13 protein-coding genes are annotated in these 15,816 nt (G+C 71.1%); 6 read left to right on the top strand and 7 right to left on the bottom strand.

What is annotated here, in order from left to right; translation table 11 throughout:
- Positions 1–281: 281 nt before the first annotated feature.
- Entirely contained in the window at positions 282–593 is a 312-nt protein-coding gene (locus ACF088_RS08530; RefSeq protein WP_392374643.1) for a hypothetical protein, read from the top strand.
- Between the two features lie 808 nt (positions 594–1,401).
- Positions 1,402–2,124: a transglycosylase family protein gene (locus ACF088_RS08525; protein WP_392374642.1), complete on the top strand. Its 723-nt coding sequence runs from the start codon at positions 1,402–1,404 to the stop codon at positions 2,122–2,124.
- A gap of 171 nt (positions 2,125–2,295) precedes the next feature.
- Here ACF088_RS08525 and ACF088_RS08520 read toward each other — a convergent pair whose 3' ends face one another.
- The gene (locus ACF088_RS08520; RefSeq protein WP_392374641.1) at positions 2,296–2,733 is read right to left on the bottom strand and encodes a CBS domain-containing protein; all 438 of its coding nucleotides are present in this window, start codon (positions 2,731–2,733) and stop codon (positions 2,296–2,298) included.
- Positions 2,734–3,042: 309 nt separating this feature from the next.
- Between ACF088_RS08520 and ACF088_RS08515 the strand changes: the two genes are divergently transcribed.
- On the top strand, positions 3,043–5,064 hold the full coding sequence (locus ACF088_RS08515) for a M3 family metallopeptidase (RefSeq protein WP_392374640.1): 2,022 nt from the start codon (positions 3,043–3,045) through the stop codon (positions 5,062–5,064).
- Positions 5,065–5,093: 29 nt separating this feature from the next.
- Here the strand turns inward: ACF088_RS08515 and ACF088_RS08510 are convergent, their stop codons facing one another.
- Positions 5,094–5,711, bottom strand: coding sequence for a maleylpyruvate isomerase family mycothiol-dependent enzyme (locus tag ACF088_RS08510; protein WP_392374639.1), 618 nt, complete (start codon positions 5,709–5,711; stop codon positions 5,094–5,096).
- Positions 5,712–5,827: 116 nt separating this feature from the next.
- Here ACF088_RS08510 and ACF088_RS08505 point away from each other — a divergent pair, with 116 nt between their 5' ends.
- Entirely contained in the window at positions 5,828–6,829 is a 1,002-nt protein-coding gene (locus ACF088_RS08505; RefSeq protein ID WP_392374638.1) for a LysR family transcriptional regulator, read from the top strand.
- On the opposite strand, the gene ACF088_RS08500 is transcribed toward ACF088_RS08505, so the two are convergent.
- The 3 genes from ACF088_RS08500 to ACF088_RS08490 form a co-directional block, all read right to left on the bottom strand.
- Positions 6,808–8,289 carry an SDR family NAD(P)-dependent oxidoreductase gene (locus ACF088_RS08500; RefSeq protein ID WP_392374637.1) on the bottom strand — a complete coding sequence of 494 codons (1,482 nt, stop codon included), beginning with the start codon at positions 8,287–8,289 and terminating at the stop codon, positions 6,808–6,810. The two genes, ACF088_RS08505 and ACF088_RS08500, sit on opposite strands and share 22 nt — an antisense overlap.
- Positions 8,290–8,578: 289 nt before the next feature.
- Positions 8,579–11,206 (bottom strand): MFS transporter, encoded by a 2,628-nt coding sequence (locus ACF088_RS08495; RefSeq protein WP_392374636.1) that lies wholly within the window; start codon positions 11,204–11,206, stop codon positions 8,579–8,581.
- The gene (locus tag ACF088_RS08490) at positions 11,203–11,754 is read right to left on the bottom strand and encodes a MarR family winged helix-turn-helix transcriptional regulator (protein WP_392374635.1); all 552 of its coding nucleotides are present in this window, start codon (positions 11,752–11,754) and stop codon (positions 11,203–11,205) included. The genes ACF088_RS08495 and ACF088_RS08490 overlap by 4 nt, the downstream gene beginning before the upstream one ends.
- Before the next feature lie 226 nt (positions 11,755–11,980).
- Here ACF088_RS08490 and ACF088_RS08485 point away from each other — a divergent pair, with 226 nt between their 5' ends.
- Positions 11,981–12,373 carry a PPOX class F420-dependent oxidoreductase gene (locus ACF088_RS08485; RefSeq protein WP_392374634.1) on the top strand — a complete coding sequence of 131 codons (393 nt, stop codon included), beginning with the start codon at positions 11,981–11,983 and terminating at the stop codon, positions 12,371–12,373.
- Between the two features lie 153 nt (positions 12,374–12,526).
- Here the strand turns inward: ACF088_RS08485 and ACF088_RS08480 are convergent, their stop codons facing one another.
- Both ACF088_RS08480 and ACF088_RS08475 read right to left on the bottom strand, forming a co-directional pair.
- Positions 12,527–13,885: an APC family permease gene (locus tag ACF088_RS08480; RefSeq protein WP_392374633.1), complete on the bottom strand. Its 1,359-nt coding sequence runs from the start codon at positions 13,883–13,885 to the stop codon at positions 12,527–12,529.
- Positions 13,886–13,935: 50 nt separating this feature from the next.
- Positions 13,936–14,835, bottom strand: coding sequence for a carbon-nitrogen hydrolase family protein (locus ACF088_RS08475; RefSeq protein WP_392374632.1), 900 nt, complete (start codon positions 14,833–14,835; stop codon positions 13,936–13,938).
- Between the two features lie 139 nt (positions 14,836–14,974).
- Here ACF088_RS08475 and ACF088_RS08470 point away from each other — a divergent pair, with 139 nt between their 5' ends.
- On the top strand, positions 14,975–15,778 hold the full coding sequence (locus ACF088_RS08470) for a FadR/GntR family transcriptional regulator (protein WP_392374631.1): 804 nt from the start codon (positions 14,975–14,977) through the stop codon (positions 15,776–15,778).
- The last annotated feature ends 38 nt before the right edge of the window (positions 15,779–15,816 follow it).

Raw genomic sequence — 15,816 nt, 5'->3', positions numbered from 1 at the left:
CATCCCTTGACAGAATCGTTCAATCATTTCCGACTTGGCCGCCACCGCCGCCCTCCTGCCGTCGGTGCCCGACCCGCCCCCGCTGCCCGGCTCCCGGCTCCCGGCTCCCGACCCGCGGCCTTCCACGGCCTTCCACGGCAGCCATCACTCTCGGGCCCTGGGGCGCCCCCATCGAGTGATGCAGGTCACATGACGTGGTGTCATACGGATGTGGGGGCCGATTCGTGTCCGGAGTGAGGGGCTCGCACAGGGCTCTGACGCTACGGGGAAAGGAACATCACATGCGTATCCGGCGAATCCTCACCGGCGCCTTCGCTGCCGCCACGCTCGCGGTGGTCGGACTGGGTGCCACCCACGCCAGTGCCGCCACGGGGACGGAGGCGGCCACTCCGGCCACTCCGGCCGCTTCCCACGCGCAGCTCCGGCACAAGCCCATGGACGGCCCTCCGGGAACCGTGTGGACCGGGAAGAAGTTCTGGACGCTCAGCGGTTGCCAGTCGGCAGGCACCGACCTGGTGGCCAGTGGCAAGTGGGCCGACCCGTTCTGCGACGGCTCGGGGCTGCAGTACGACCTGTGGGCCAGGCCGCTGTAATTCCCCACGTTCCCGGGGGCTTTCGTCCGCTCGCTCCCTCGGCGCCGGCAACTCCGGCGGCTGCAGGGTGAGTCGCGGGCGGTGAGCACACGGCCGGTGCGAGCCGGACGACTGCCGACAGGGCAGTCGTCCGGCTCGTCCGCTGTGTGGTCGGCCCGGCCGGGCCGACCACACCGGCCTCACCGGCGACAGGGGCCGAGCGCCAGGACCGAGCACCGGGACCGGCGGCAGAACCGTCGGCACTGGCAGGACCGGCAGAACCGTCGGCACTGGCAGGACCAGCAGCAGGACCAGCAGCAGGACCGGCAGCGGGTACCGGCTACCGGCCACCCGTGCCACGGCAGGGGCGATCCGCATCGCCGTACCCGTGTGCAATGCGCCGTTGCACCAAGGCGGAACGGGCCGTTGCACCGCCAAAAGCCCGTGCGCGGTGCATGCGGACCTGCGCAGCGCGTGCATCGAGTGCGCCGGTTGCGCTCGGCGGACACCCCCGGGCCGGGCAGGTGATCACCGGCCGCGGGGGTGCGATGCGCCTGCGGTATGACGGGTGCGCCCCTGCCCGTCTGAACAGGTGCACACGGCACAAGCACGGCCGCGCCCCGGCGGCAAGGGTGCAGGCCGGGCCGCGGCGGCGCTACCGCGCGCTCTGCCGATACGAACTCGGGGCGTGGTTGTCTCATCCCCGTCAAATTCATGGCGCCGCACGGAAATCGCGGTTCGAGCACCATTCGAACGCGTACACCGCACACGCGCCAGGATTCCTGAATGACCGCCAGGCAACTGCGCGGCGAGCGACGGGAGTAAGGGCATGGAATTTCCGCAGGCAGCAAAAGCGCCTGCCCGGAGTGAATTCCGGGGCTATGGTGTCCGGGGCATCACGGCGGCAGCAGTCCTGCTCGCAGCCGGCGCACTGAACCTGACGTCCGGGCAGCCCGCCGAGGCCCGGTCCGGCGGTACCTGGGACCGCCTGGCCGGGTGCGAGAGCGGAGGGAACTGGCGTATCGACACGGGGAACGGGTTCTCCGGAGGCCTGCAGCTCGCCCACTCCACCTGGCACTCCTTCGGCGGCGGCGCCTACGCGACACGGGCGGCGCGGGCGACCCGGTCCCAGCAGATCCAGGTGGCCCAGAGGGTACTGGCCCGTCAAGGCTGGGGCGCCTGGCCGGCCTGCTCGGCCTCACTGGGGCTCAACTCGGCCACCGCACACCGCACTCCGCGGAGCGCCCCGGCGCGCCCCGCACCACAGCGGCAAGCGGACCCGTCGGCCCGGGCGCGGGCCCGCCATCCCCAGCCCCGCCATCCCCAGTCCCGCCATCCCCAGTCCCATGAGAAGCGATACAAAGTGGGGCGCCATCGGAGTACCGGCGGCTCGGTCGTCGTCAACCCCGGCGACACCGTGAGCGGTATCGCGTACGCACACGGGCTGGGATGGCGGGAATTCTACCGGCTGAACCGGCAGGTGATCGGGGCGAATCCGCATCTGATTTTCCCCGGCACACGGCTCGCCGTACCACACCCCGGCGCCCACTGAGCGCATAACGGAATACTCGGAATTCCCCTGGTCCGCGGCCGGGGGAATTTCGCCAATTCCCCCCTCTTTCACGCCACGGTGGCTCGTCGCAGGGGACGGACCACCGTGGGACGTGACGGCGGGGCCGGCCTGGCCCTTGCCCGTACGTGCGTGCCGTCGGGTGCGGGCAGATCAGCCGGCGGTCGCGTACACGCGGTTGGCGAACTCCGCGATCTCTGCGTCGCTGAGGTTCTTGGCGAGGTTCGCCTCGGTGATCATTCCCACCAGTTGGTGGCCGCCTTTGACATCGATCACCGGCAGGCGCTTGATGTGGTGCTCCTCCATGCTCCGCAGGACCTCGGAGGCGTCCGCATCGGCATCGATCCAGTGCAGCTTGCCGCCCAGGGAACCGGCCTGCACCGTCGCCGGATCGACACCCTCGGCACAACAGGTGACGACGATGTCGCGATCGGTGATCATGCCCATGAGTCTGTTGTTGTCACCGCAGATGGGCAGGCAGCCGACGTCCAGGTCCCGCATCATCTTCGCCGCATCCATCAACGATTCATGTGCACCCACACAGCGCGCTCCGCCGGACATGATGTCGCGGGCTCGCAGCTTGCTGGCCATGATTCCTCCTGTCTCAGGAGTGTTGCTTGCTCAGGAGTGTTGTTTGCCCCGCTTCGATCACACCACGAATGGCCCCACGACGCTCCCCGGGGACAGGGCCCGGCCGGGCCGTTCCGGCTGCTGCCCCGGTGGAGCGGGGTCCCTGGTCATCCGGCGCACCGCGAGGGCCCGCAAGCCGGCGGCGGCCCGCCACCGCCGCGCGGCCGGCCCGCACGTTCGGGGTGGCAACTACCCGCGCCCGCAAGCGTCGTCATGGGATGACCGCGGGACCGGATGTCACCCGCGGGCGTAGGGTCAGCCTCTGTGACGATGTCGAATCCTTTCTTCGAGCCAAGTGATCTGCCCTACGCCCTGCCGCCTTTCGCACGGATCCGGAACGATCACTTTCTTCCTGCCTTTGCACGCGGCATAACCGACCAGCTGGACGAGATCGCGGCGATCGGTGCCTGCGCCGGGGCGGCGACCTTCGAGAACACCGTGGAGGCGCTGGAGCGCAGCGGCGCGCTGCTGGACCGGGTGCGCACGGTGTTCTTCAACAAGGCGGCGGCGGATACCGACGAGGAGATCCAGGCGCTCGAGGTCGAGATCGCTCCCCGGCTGGCCGCCCATGACGATGCGCTGCTCCTCGACTCCGCACTGTTCGCCCGGCTGGACGCGCTCTTCGGGCGACGCGAAGAGCTCGGATGGGACACGGAGCAGCTACGGCTGCTGGAGCGCCACCACACCAGCCGGGTCCGGGCCGGCGCGCGTCTCGCCCCGGAGCAGCAACAGCGCCTGCGCGAGCTGAATGCCGAGATCGCCGCCCGGTGCACCGAGTTCGGGCAGAACCTCCGGGCGGCCACCGCGGATGCTGCGCTCGTGCTGGACCGTGCCGAGGAGCTGGCCGGTCTGCCCGCGGACCAGATCGCTGCCGCCGCCGCGAACGCCCGGACACTGGGGCACGAGGGCAAGTACGTGCTCAGCCTGAAGAACTTCTCCCAGCAGACCGAGCTCGCCGCGCTGGACGACCCTGCGCTGCGCGAACGGCTGCTGGCCGCATCCCTGCGGCGCGGTACCGACACCAACGGCCCGGTCGCCGTCGCGCTGGCCACCTTGCGTGCCGAGCGCGCCGCACTGCTCGGCTACCCCAGCCATGCCGCCTGGGAGGTCGCGGACCGGACCGCCGGTACCACGGACGCCGTCGAGGAACTGCTCGGCCGGCTGGTCGCCCCCGCCACCGCCCATGCCGAGCGGGAGGGCGCGGCCCTGGCCGAGGCGGCCGGCGTGCCGGAGATCCGCGCCGCTGACTGGCAGTACTACTCCGAGCGGGTGCGCAGGGAGCGGTTCGCTCTCGACGCGTCGGTGCTGCGGCCCTATCTGGAGCTGGAGACCGTGCTGCACGACGGTGTCTTCCACGCCGCCGAGCTGGTCTACGGGATCACTTTCACCCCGCGCCCCGACCTGGTGTCGTACCACCCGGACGCCCGTATCCACGAGGTGCACGACGCCGACGGCAGCCCGCTCGGGCTGTACATCGGCGATTTCCACGCCCGCGAGTCCAAGCGGGGCGGCGCCTGGATGAACGCGCTCGTCCCGCAGTCCCGTCTGCTCGGCCACCAGCCGGTCGTGGTCAACAACCTGAATATCGCCAAGCCTCCGGCGGGCGAGCCGGTGCTGCTGACCTGGGGCGAGGTCAACACGCTGTTCCACGAGTTCGGGCATGCGCTGCACGGTCTGTTCTCCGATGTGCGCTACCCGCTGTTGTCCGGCACCCAGGTACCGCGTGACTTCGTCGAGTTCCCCTCCCAGGTCAACGAGGTGTGGGCGGACTGGCCGGAGGTGCTGGCCCACTACGCCCGGCACCATGTCACCGGCGAGCCGATGCCGGCCGAACTCCCGGCCCGGCTGCGCGAGGCGGAGAACTTCGGCGCGGGCTTCCGGATGGTGGAGCACCAGGCCGCCGCGGTGTTGGACTGGGCCTGGCACACCCTCTCCGCCGGCGAGGCGCCGGCCGCCGACGAGGCCGAGGCGTTCGAGGCGGCGGCGCTGGAGCGCTACGGGCTCGCGGTGTCCGCGATCCCGCCGCGCTATCGCACCGGCTACTTCGCCCATATCTTCAGCGGCGGCTATGCGGCCGGGTACTACGGCTATCGCTGGGCGGAAGTGCTGGACGCCGATACCGTGCGCTGGTTCCGCGAGAACGGCAAGACGATCCGTGAGAGCGGTGAGATCTTCCGCCGGGAACTCCTCGGCAAGGGCGGCAGCGTCGACCCGCTCGGCGCGTTCCGTGCGGTGGTCGGCCGGGACCCGGACCTCGCCCCGCTGCTGGCGCGCCACGGACTGGAAGGCTGATCCCGGCAGGCGGCCCCGCCGGCGGGGGCTCAGCCGGCGACGAACCGGTGCTGCGGCTCCCCGTGGAGGTGGCCCGGCGGGAGCTTGCGGCCGAAGGCGACCAGCAGCAGATCCTGGGCGGCGCCGGCGAGCGGCGTACCGGTGCCGAAGGACCAGTCGAGGTCGTCGGCGCGGAGCTCGATACCGCTGAGGTCGGCTCCGAAGAACCTGGCGGACCTGAGGGTGATCTTCTCCAGGAGGAGACGCACCCGGTCGTCGGGAACGCGCCGGCCGAGGCCGAGGGCGACCGTGATGTCCAGGCCGTGGACCACATCGTGCCCCAGTGCCGACGCGAGGCCGCCGACCGGCGGTGTCCAGGGGTGATGTGCGTGGTCCCGGAGGAAGCCGGCAAGTTCACCTGTGGTGGCGGCCTCCGCGTCCCTGCGGGCGCACCGGTCGGTCATCCGGTGGAGGCTGCCGCGCGCTCTGACGAGTTCGGCGGCCACCTTGGGGAGCGAGTAGCGGAACCCCAACGACATATGGGCCGCGACCTCGCGTACCCGCCACCCCGCGCACAGTGTCGGCGCCGCCCACTGCTCGGCCGTCAGACCGTCCAACAGATCGGCCAGTTCCCGGCGTTCGGCCGCGATCACCGCTTCGATGTTCATCCGGATGCTCCTCCCCCATGAGGGTTCCTCCCCCGAACTTCCTCCGGTTTCCATGATCTTGCGCGCTTCGCCATAAGTCCAAGAGCTGGCTGTTCTCCTCTCTAGAATCAGCAGTTATGGAACTTCGGCAGCTGCAGTACTTCGTCGCGGTGGTGGAGGAGGCCGGCTTCACCCGTGCGGCCGCCCGGCTGCATGTGGCGCAGCCAGGGGTGAGCGCCCAGATCCGGCAGCTCGAAAGGGAGTTGGGGCAGCCGCTCCTGGACCGCTCCGGCCGTTCGGTGACCACGACGGAGGTGGGCCGGACCGTCCTCACCCATGCGCGGGCCGCGCTCGCCGCCGTCGAGGAGATACGGCAGACCGTCGACGACTTCAGCGGGCTGCTCCGTGGTCGTGTCCGGGTCGGCCTGGTCTCCGGCGCCGGCACCCGCAGATTCGATCTGGCATCGTTGCTGGCCGATTTCCACGATGCACACCCGCAGGTCGAGATCTCCCTCGCCGAAGCGACATCGGAGCGGATGCTCGCCGCACTGCAGGCCGGTGCACTCGACATCGCCCTGATAGGGCTGGCGGACGAGCAGCCACCGGCGGGCATCTCCTGCCAGGTCGTGGTCGATGCCCCTCTGGTCGCCGGCGTCGCGCCGGACGACCCGCTCCTGGCGGAGCGGGCCGACCGTTCGAGCGTGCCGCTGGCCGCGCTCCGCGAGCGCCCGTTGATCAGCCTGCCGCGCGGTACCGGTCTGCGCGGGGTGCTCGAACGCGCCTGTACACAGGCCGGATTCCGGCCCCGCATCGCCTTCGAGGCGTCCGTCCTGCAGGTGCTGGCGCGGCTTGCGGCCCGTGGCCTCGGCGTGGCAGTCATCCCGGCGCTGCCGACGGACGAGGCGTCAGCCGCCGGGCTGCGGATGCTGGAGATCACCGGGCCTGGGCTGCGCGGCCGGGTCGCCCTGGCCTGGCGGACGGAGGGGCCCGCCGGCCCGGCGGCCAGAGCCCTGCTGGGACGGCTGCGTACCGGCCTTCCCGTACCGGGAGGCCGCGGGGGGCCACCGGCCGGACCGCGGACCGGGAACGCCCGGACCGCGGCGGCCGGCGGGCCGGATCACCAGGCCGCGGGCGCGTAGTCCTTCAGGAAGCAGCCGAACAGGTCCTCGCCCGACTCGCCGCGGACGATCGGGTCGTACACCCGGGCCGCTCCGTCGACCAGGTCGAGGGGAGCGTGGAAGCCCTCTTCGGCCAGACGCATCTTGTCGGGGTGCGGGCGCTCATCGGTGATCCAGCCGGTGTCCACGGCCGTCATGAGGATGCCGTCGGTCTCCAGCATTTCCCGGGCGCTGGTGCGGGTGAGCATGTTCAGCGCCGCCTTGGCCATATTGGTGTGCGGATGGCCGGCGCCCTTGTAGCCGCGGCTGAACTGGCCTTCCATCGCCGAGACGTTCACCACGTACTTACGGCGCGCGGAGGACGCCGCCATCGCCGGGCGCAGCTTGCTGACCAGCAGGAAGGGCGCGGTCATATTGCACAGCTGGACTTCCAGCAGCTCGATGGGGTCGACCTCGTCCACCTTCTGGATCCAGGTGTTGGTCGCGTGCAGGTCCGGTACGAGACCGCCGGCGTCGATCGCGGTGCCCGCCTCGATCCGGGCGGGTGTGGCGGAGCCGGTGGTCAGGGCGAGGGAGGTGAGGTCCTCGGCGGTCAGCGGGCTGTGGGTGGCGGCTGCGGCGGTGAGGGCGGCGGGGGTGCCGCTGCCGAAGTGGCCGAGGACGACGGAGGCGGGCAGCTCCCCGGCGGGCAGCGGGGCGGACTCGGCGGCGATCAGCTGTCCGTACGCCTCGGGAGACCGGCGGACGGTCTGGGCGGCGTTGTTGATCAGAATGTCGAGCGGGCCCTCGGCGCTCACCGAGTCGGCGAGCGCGACGACCTGGGCCGGGTCACGGAGATCGATTCCGACGATCTTCAGCCGGTGCAGCCATTCCGCACTGTCCGGCATCGCCTTGAAGCGGCGGATGGCGTCGCTCGGGAAGCGGGTGGTGACGGTGGTGTGGGCGCCGTCGCGCAGCAGGCGCAGGGCGATGTACATGCCGATCTTGGCCCGGCCGCCGGTGAGCAGTGCGCGCTTGCCGGTGAGGTCGGTGCGGGCGTCGCGGCGGGACCGGTTCTCCTGGGCGCACGGCGGGCAGAGCTGGTGGTAGAAGGCGTCGACCTCGATGTAGCGCGACTTGCAGGTGTAGCAGGACCTGGGGCGCTGCAGGATTCCGGCGATCTGGGTGGTCACGGAGCTGGTGAGGGCCAGTCCCTGGGTCTCGTCGTCGATCCGGTCGGGCGCACCGGTGGCCGTGGCCGCGGTCACCGCCCGGTCGTTGGCGGTCTTGGCCGCCCGGCGTTCCTTCCGGCGGCGCTGCTTGACCGTGCGGTAGATGCCGGCGGTGGCGCGCCGTACGGCGATCGCGTCCGGGTGGTCGACGGGCAGCGCGTCGAGCTCCTCCAGCACGCTCAGGCAGACCGCCATCCGCTCCGAGTCGATACCCGTGCCATCCGAGTCGATACCCGTGCCATCGGCCCGGCCTGTTTCGGTCACCGTCATCGCCGCTGCCGCTTCCCTGGGATCGTGTGTTCTATTCACGCTTCGGCGGAACTTTACGTAGAGGGGGGCCGCGGCGCCAAACCCGGCAGGGGCGCTCGTGCTGGTGAGCGCCCCTGCCAGGGGTGCAGCGCGGCCGGTGAGGGCGGCGCCGGGGGGCGCGGCGGCCGGTGTGCGCCGCCCCGCCCCTCCGGGCCGGTCACGGTCAAGAGCCCGGCGCTCCCCGCGCCGGGCCCCTCACCCTTATCGATCCCCCGGATCGATAGCGACCCGCCGCATCGATCGACGCTCGTCAGCTCGCCGGGTCGTGGCTCAGCTCGATGTCGAACTCGCTGTTCCCGTCGGCCCCCAGGTGCAGCGGGGCGGCGGCCGGCGGATAGCCGGCGGCGATCAGGGTGTACTCGCCGCTGTCGAGGTCGGTGAAGGCGTACTCACCGTCCTGACCGCTGGTGGCGGTGGCCACCACGTTGCCCGCCGGGTCCAGCAGGGTCACCCGGGCATCGTCCACCGGGCCGCCGCGCACCGTACGGACGGTGCCGCGGACCTGGGCGCCGAGCGTGAGCCGCACCTCGTACCAGTTGCGGTTGCCCGAGGCGACCTCCACCTGGAGGGCCGACGGGCGGTGCTGCTCGGCGCTGACGGCCAGGGTGTAGCTGCCGGGGGTCAGCTCACCGAACGCGAAGCCGCCGTCCTGGCCGGCCACCCCCGAGGCCACTACCTCGCCGCGTACGTCGGTGGCCACGACGAGCGCGCCGGGCACCGGGTCGTCGCCCTTCTCCTCGCGGACCTCGCCCGAGAGACCGGCCGCGCCGCTGAGGGTCAGGTCGAAGGAGACGGGCTCGCCGCCCACCACCACGGTCACGGCCTGCGGCCGGCGGGCACCGGCGGAGCCGATCAGTACGTAGGTGCCGGCGCCCGTCGTGGGCAGGGCGTAGCCGCCGTCTGCCGCGGTCGACGTCCGGCCGAGCTGCCGGCCGCCGACGCTGATCAGGGTGACCGCGGCCTGCGCCACCGGACGGCCGCCGCCGTCGCGCACCGTGCCCCGGATCGCCGGGCCGCGCGTGCCGGTCTCGCGGTCCGCGGAGCCCGAGGGAGCCGCGGCGAGGACCGGTACGGCGTCGGCGACCGGGTCCTCGGCCGGCGCCTGCGGGTCCGCACCGCCGGTACCGACGACGGCGCCCTCGGCACCGTTCGGCGCGCCGCCGACGGCACCCCCCGCTCCCTTGGCCAACTCCGCCTCGGCGTCGGCCTGCGCACGTGCCTGCAGACCGGAGATCTGCCGCAGCGGCATCTCCTTGATGAACCACATCAGCAGGAAGGCCAGGGCGACGACGATCGCACCCATGAGGAACACGGTGTGCATCGAGTCGGCGAAGCCGCGCTTGAACGGCTCGGCCAGCCGCGGATCGAGGTGCTGGATGAACGACGAATCGCTGAGCACGCCCGAGGAGTTGCCGTTGCCGGGGTGCTTGAGCATGTCCAGCACGGGCTTGTTGGCGGGGTCGTGCAGCACCGCGGGGTCGTGCAGTGCGGCCTGGAAGCGCTCGGTGGAGGCGGCGTCCTTGAACGCCGAGGAGATCTTGTCACCGACCGTGCTGAACAGCACCGACAGGAAGATCGCGGTACCCGCGGTGGCGCCCATCTGGCGGAAGAACGTGGACGAGGCGGTGGCCACTCCCATGTCCCGCGGCGGCACCGCGTTCTGCACGGCCAGCACCAGGGTCTGCATACAGCCGCCCAGGCCCAGGCCGAAGACCAGCATGTACACCATGGTCTCCCACAGCGGGGTGTCCCACTGGACCCGGAAGTGGAAGAGCAGCATCGCCGCGACCATCAGCGCGGTCCCGATGATCGGGAAGATCTTGTAGCGGCCGGTCTTGGAGGTGATCTGGCCCGACGCGATGGAGGCGATGAACATGCCCGCCATCAACGGCAGCATTTCCAGACCCGACTTGGTGGGGCTGGCGCCCTTCACGATCTGGAGGTACTGCGGGATCATCAGCATCCCGCCGAACATGCCCATACCGATCAGCACGGACAGCAGACTGGTCTTGCTGAAGGTGCCGTTGCGGAACAACCGCATCGGGATCAGCGCATCGTCGCCGATCCAGCGCTCGACGAAGATCCAGGCGATGATGCCGACGACCCCGATGGCGTAACAGGCGATCGACCGGGACGAGTCCCAGCCCCACTCCCGGCCCTGCTCGGCGACGAGCAGCAGCGGAACGACGCCGACGGAGATGGTGAGCGCTCCCCACCAGTCGATACGGTGATCGCGCCGGGTGTGCGGGATGTTGAGCACCTTCGCGACCACGAACAGCGCGACGATGCCGATCGGCACGTTGACCAGGAAGACCCAGCGCCAGCCGGTGATGCCCAGCAGCTGGTCCTGTCCGGCGAGCGCCCCGCCGATCAGCGGCCCGGCCACGCTGGAGGTGGCGAAGGTGCCCAGCATGTAGCCCTGGTACCGGGCGCGTTCCCGGGGCGGGACGATGTCACCGATGATCGCCAGCGCCAGCGACATCAGGCCGCCGGCGCCCAGGCCCTGCACCGCCCGGAAGGCGGCGAGTTCGGTCATCGAGGTGGAGAACGTGCACAGCACCGAGCCCGCGACGAAGATGGTGATCGCGGCCAGGTAGTACGGCTTGCGGCCGTACAGGTCGGACAGCTTGCCGTACAGCGGGGTGGCGATCGTCGAGGTGATCAGGTAGGCGGTGGTCGCCCAGGCCTGCTCGCTGAGGCCGTGCAGATCGTCGGCGATGGTCCGGATCGAGGTGCTGACGATGGTCTGGTCGAGCGCGGCCAGGAACATCCCCAGCATCAAGCCGCTGAGGATGGTGAGGATCTGACGGTGGCTCAGAATACCGGGTTCGGGTATCGCCTCGGCTCCCGCGGCGGGCGGGGAGGTGGCTGTGCTCATGTACGTATGTCTCCCTGCTCCACGGCGGCACCCTGGTCTCCCCCGGGGCCCGGCCGTGTGTGTTGTCGTCCTGCCATGTCTTCGTTGAGACGGCCCAGCAGCCGGATCAGGTCGGCCCGGTCCTCGGGCGACCACGGTTCGAGCAGCGCGGCCAGTTCGGCATCGCGCTGAGCGCGGTAGTGCGCGAATGCGGCGCGCCCCGCGTCGGTCGCCGCCAGCAAGGACCCGCGGCGGTCCTCCGGGTCGGGGCGACGGGTCACCAGTCCCCGCTCGACCAGCGAGCGCACCTGGCGGCTGACGGTCGACAGATCGAGGAACGCATCGGCGGCCAGATCGGTCGCCCGCTGGTCCCCGCCGACGACCAGCCTGGCCAGCAGCACCCGGTCGGCGGCACCTCCGTCGGTCTTGGCGCGCTGTTTCCACGCGGCGATCAACCGCGAGAAGCGGACGATCTCCGTTCCGAGCCCGGCGGCCGCCTCGTCCAGCCCCGACGAGGCGGTGACCTGCACAGCAGCCCGGTCGCAGGTATGGACCGTGCCCTTACTCATCGTCGTGATCCTTCGCGGTGATGTTGTCGGCCCACTGAATACATTGCTTGTATCCAGCAAGCATAGCGGCTGGAACCGAGTGCTTCGCACCGCCCAATACCGGGTCATGGGAGAGGGAGAGGGAGAGGGAGAGGGGGTGGGGGTGGGGGTGGGGGTGAGAAGGTACGTCCGGCGGACCGGCAGACCGGAGAGACCTCCGCCCCATCCGACCGGCCGGGAGACCGCTGTGCACCTTTCCCCTGAACTACTCGCGCTGCTGCGCCGGCCGAGCACCTGCTTTCTGGCCACCTCGATGCCCGACGGCTCCCCGCAGGTGACCCAGACCTGGGTCGACACCGACGGCACACATGTGCTGATCAACAGCGTCCGGAGCCATCTGAAGACCCGGAACATCGGCCGCGACCCCCGCGTGGCCGTCGCCGTCTGCGACCCGGACCACCCCGCGCGCTACTTCCAGGTGCGCGGCCGGGTGGTCGCGACCACGACCGAGGGCGCGGTCGAGCACGTCGAGCAGCTCGCCCAGAAGTACCTCGGCACGCCCTACCCCTGGTACGGCGGCCGCGACGAGGAGCGGGTGCTCTTCGTCATCGCACCGGAGAGCATCAGCGGCACGGGCTGAGGCGCGCCGTTCGGATCGGCCCGGCCACCCGGTCGCACGACCAGATCTCGTCGCCGACCGCGCCGTGCGCGCCCAGGCGTACCGGGCCGCCGCGCTCCGACATCATCACCCACCTCCGGTGCCGGCGCCCTGGCGTCGCCCGCCGGGGCCGCTTCACGTGGTGGCGGCGGTATGGGAGTCCTCGGTGAGGTCCATCTTCGGCGGGGGCCTGCGGAAGCCCTTCGTGAGGTAGGCGAGGTACGCGACGCCCACCACCAGCCAGACCAGTCCCAGGAGTTGGGCCTGGGCGTCGAGATGGACCAGCAGCCAGCTGTCGACCGCGGCACCGATCACCGGGGCGATCACGTAGGGCAGGACGCGGGGGCGGTCGCCCGCCCGGCGGCGGCGGAGGTAGGTGGCGAGGACGCTGAGGTTGACGAAGGTGAAGGCGGTGAAGGCGCCGAAGTTGATGAAGGACGTGGAGGTGGCCACGTTCATGCGCAGGGCGATGAGGCCGACGGCGCCGGTGAGCAGGATGTTGAAGACGGGGGTGCGCAGCCGGGGGTGGATCCACCCGAAGGCCTTGCGCGGGAGGACCGCGTCGCGGCCCATGGCGAGCAGCAGCCGGGAGGTGCCGGCCTGCGCGGAGATGCCGGAGGCGAACTGGGCGACGACCAGCCCGGCGAGGAAGACGGAGGCGAAGACGTCCCCTCCGATGGCCCGGGCGATCTCGAAGGCCGCGGAGTCGGCATCGGTGAAGACGCTGCCCGGGTGGACGAGTTGGGTCGCGTACGCCACCGCGACGAAGATCCCGCCGCCGATGAGCGCGACGAGGAGGATGGCGCGGGGCATGGTCCGTTTCGGCTCGATGGTCTCCTCGGTGAGGGTGGTGACCGCGTCGAAGCCGAGAAAGGAGTAGGCCGCGATGGCGGCGCCGGCCGAGATGCCGGCCAGGGTGGTGGCGTGGTTGGCGAAGGGTGTGGCGTCGGCGAGCGCGCCTGCTCCGCCGAGCTGGACCACGTGCCGCAGGGACAGCAGCACGAAGAAGGTGATCACCAGGAACTGGAAGAGCATCAGCAGGTCGTTGACGCGTTCCGCGGTCTTGATGCCCCGGACGTTCAGCGCCGTGGTCAGCACGATGAAGCCGAGGATCCACACCCAGAACGGGACGCCGGGGAACTGGGCCTGCAGGTAGGCGCCGCCGATGAGCCAGATGACCATGGGCAGGAAGAAGTAGTCCAGCAGCGTCGCCCAGCCGACGAGGAAGCCCACGCGTCCATCGATGGCCTCCCTGACGTAGGTGTACGCCGAGCCGGCGACCGGGTACGCGGCCGCCATCTTCCCGTAGCTGTGCGCGGTGAACAGCATGGCGCACAGGGCGAGGAGATACGCCGTGGGAACGGCTCCCCCGGTGGTGTCGGCCACGACGCCGAAGGTCCCCAGGACGATCAGCGGGGTCATGTACGCGAGCCCGAACAGGACGACGGACTTGAGGGTGAGGGTGCGGGCGAGCGTGTGCTCGGAGGGGTCCATGGGTGGCTCCGGGGGATGTGCCGCGATACGGGGAGGGGCGGGGCGGGACGTCAGCCGTCCGTGCCGGGAGGGAACGGGGCGGGGCCGGCGGGCCGCCAGCGGCGCGGGTCGATACGTCCGTCGTAGAGCGGGAGTTCCAGCGGAGCATCGGTGTCGGTGAACTGGTCCCACATGCGGTTCACACCGGCCGTGCCGAACTCGCGTACCCGGGTGACGTCGTCGAGGTCCAGCACATCGGTGAGGACCGCGGGACCTTGGTCGGGTACCTCGGTGCGTACCCGGCCTTCGGGGTCGACGACGAGACTGCGGCCGGTGCCGGTGGGGCCCGCGGTGTTGACGCTGAGCACGAACACCTGGTTCACGATGGCGTTGGCGCGGGCGAGCACCAGTTCCTGTGCCCGGTCGGCGGTGGTGGTCATGACGGGATTGATGATCACCTCGGCGCCCATCCAGGCGAGGTGGCGGGCCACTTCGGGAAACCAGGCGTCGTAGCAGATGGAGAAGCCGACCCGGCCGGTCCCCGGCAGGTCGAGGACGACGAAGCGGTCCCCGGGGACATAGGGCTCGTGCGGCCGCCACGGGAAGATCTTGCGGTAGGAGGCGGCCGGCCGCCCCTCGGGGGAAAAGGCCAGCGCCGTGTTGAACAGTTCGCCGCCCGGCCCCCGCTCACAGACGCTGCCGGGTACCAGCCAGATGCCGAGATCACCGGCGAGCTCGGCGAGCTGCCGCGCACGGGGCCCGTCCAGCGGTTCGGCCGCCGCCCGTAGCTGGTCCTCGGACGCGTCGGCGGAGCCGGTCACCCCGCACAGATGCAGCTCGGGGTACACCACGAGCCGGGTCTGCGGGAAGCGGGCGATCAGCTCCCCGACCTCCTCGGCGAACCCGGACAAGGGTGCTGCGGCCGGGCGGGGCGGCGCCTGGACGAGGGCTACGGGCAGGGGTCGGGACACGGTCTCACCTGCGTTCTTACGGGCCGGACGGCGTGCTGGCCGACGGGCCGCCGGGCGGACATCAAGACCCGGCTGAAATTAGAGCAAGATGAGCCCTTATTCAAGAGATCTCATCATGAGATATTTGTTAGGCTGAGCCATGCCCGGACACCTTCCCGATGCCACGGAGCCCGAGGCCGCGGTGCGGGGCCTGAATGCCGCGCCGCTGGGTGGCATTCAACGGCTCTCCGCCCTGGACACGGTGCGCGCCCGCATCGCCCTCGCCGTCGAGCTCGGCCTGCTGGCCCCCGGTGAGCGCCTCCCCCCGACCGACGAGATCGCCGCCGCACTGGGCGTCGGCGACATCACCGTCCGCCGCGCGCTCGCCTCGCTGCACGCCGACGGTGTCCTGGAGCGCCGGCGCGGCCGGACCGGCGGCACCCTGGTCGCCGAGCGGCCCGTGAAGGGGGCCGTCACCGAGGCCGCGGCCTACCGCGCGGCAGCGGCCGAGGTCCACCGGCTGATCGACCACCGGCTCGTCCTCGAATGCGGGGTCGCCCATCTGGCCGCCCTGCACGCGGACGGGGCCGCCCTCGATGCCCTGGACCGGCTGGTCGGCGCGATGGACGAGGCCGGCAGCTGGACCGAGTTCCGCGGCCACGACGAGCGATTCCACCTGGCGGTGGCGGAAGCCACCGGCGTCGCCTTCGCCGCCGCACCGTACGGCGCGGTGCTGCGGGACCTCTACCGCTACTACCTGCCGTATCCGCTGGACACCCTCCGGCGGTCCAACTGCGAACACCGCGCCCTGGTCGACGCCCTGCGCCACGGCGATCCGGTGGGCGCGGCCGAGGTCGCCCGGCAGCATGTCGCCCAGCTGCACCGGACGATGTTCGTGGGCCTGATGGACGACGCCGGGGCGAGGGCCGGCGGAGGAGCCGGGCCCGCCGTCGGAACGGCATGACAGGCTGAGCGGCGGACTTGGCAAGGGCAGGGCGAACG

This window comes from Streptomyces sp. NPDC015125, assembly GCF_043080045.1.
Lineage (GTDB): Bacteria > Actinomycetota > Actinomycetes > Streptomycetales > Streptomycetaceae > Streptomyces.
Note: the sequence above shows the minus strand (reverse complement) of the source record. Positions and strands in the feature narration are given on the sequence as shown.

Bases quoted from the DNA above. Each gene is read 5' to 3' on its own strand.
- ACF088_RS08530 (WP_392374643.1), top strand. From the start codon at position 282: ATGCGTATCCGGCGAATCCTCACCGGCGCCTTCGCTGCCGCCACGCTC.
- ACF088_RS08525 (WP_392374642.1), top strand. From the start codon at position 1,402: ATGGAATTTCCGCAGGCAGCAAAAGCGCCTGCCCGGAGTGAATTCCGG.
- ACF088_RS08520 (WP_392374641.1), bottom strand. From the start codon at position 2,733: ATGGCCAGCAAGCTGCGAGCCCGCGACATCATGTCCGGCGGAGCGCGC.
- ACF088_RS08515 (WP_392374640.1), top strand. From the start codon at position 3,043: ATGTCGAATCCTTTCTTCGAGCCAAGTGATCTGCCCTACGCCCTGCCG.
- ACF088_RS08510 (WP_392374639.1), bottom strand. From the start codon at position 5,711: ATGAACATCGAAGCGGTGATCGCGGCCGAACGCCGGGAACTGGCCGAT.
- ACF088_RS08505 (WP_392374638.1), top strand. From the start codon at position 5,828: ATGGAACTTCGGCAGCTGCAGTACTTCGTCGCGGTGGTGGAGGAGGCC.
- ACF088_RS08500 (WP_392374637.1), bottom strand. From the start codon at position 8,289: ATGACGGTGACCGAAACAGGCCGGGCCGATGGCACGGGTATCGACTCG.
- ACF088_RS08495 (WP_392374636.1), bottom strand. From the start codon at position 11,206: ATGAGCACAGCCACCTCCCCGCCCGCCGCGGGAGCCGAGGCGATACCC.
- ACF088_RS08490 (WP_392374635.1), bottom strand. From the start codon at position 11,754: ATGAGTAAGGGCACGGTCCATACCTGCGACCGGGCTGCTGTGCAGGTC.
- ACF088_RS08480 (WP_392374633.1), bottom strand. From the start codon at position 13,885: ATGGACCCCTCCGAGCACACGCTCGCCCGCACCCTCACCCTCAAGTCC.
- ACF088_RS08470 (WP_392374631.1), top strand. From the start codon at position 14,975: ATGCCCGGACACCTTCCCGATGCCACGGAGCCCGAGGCCGCGGTGCGG.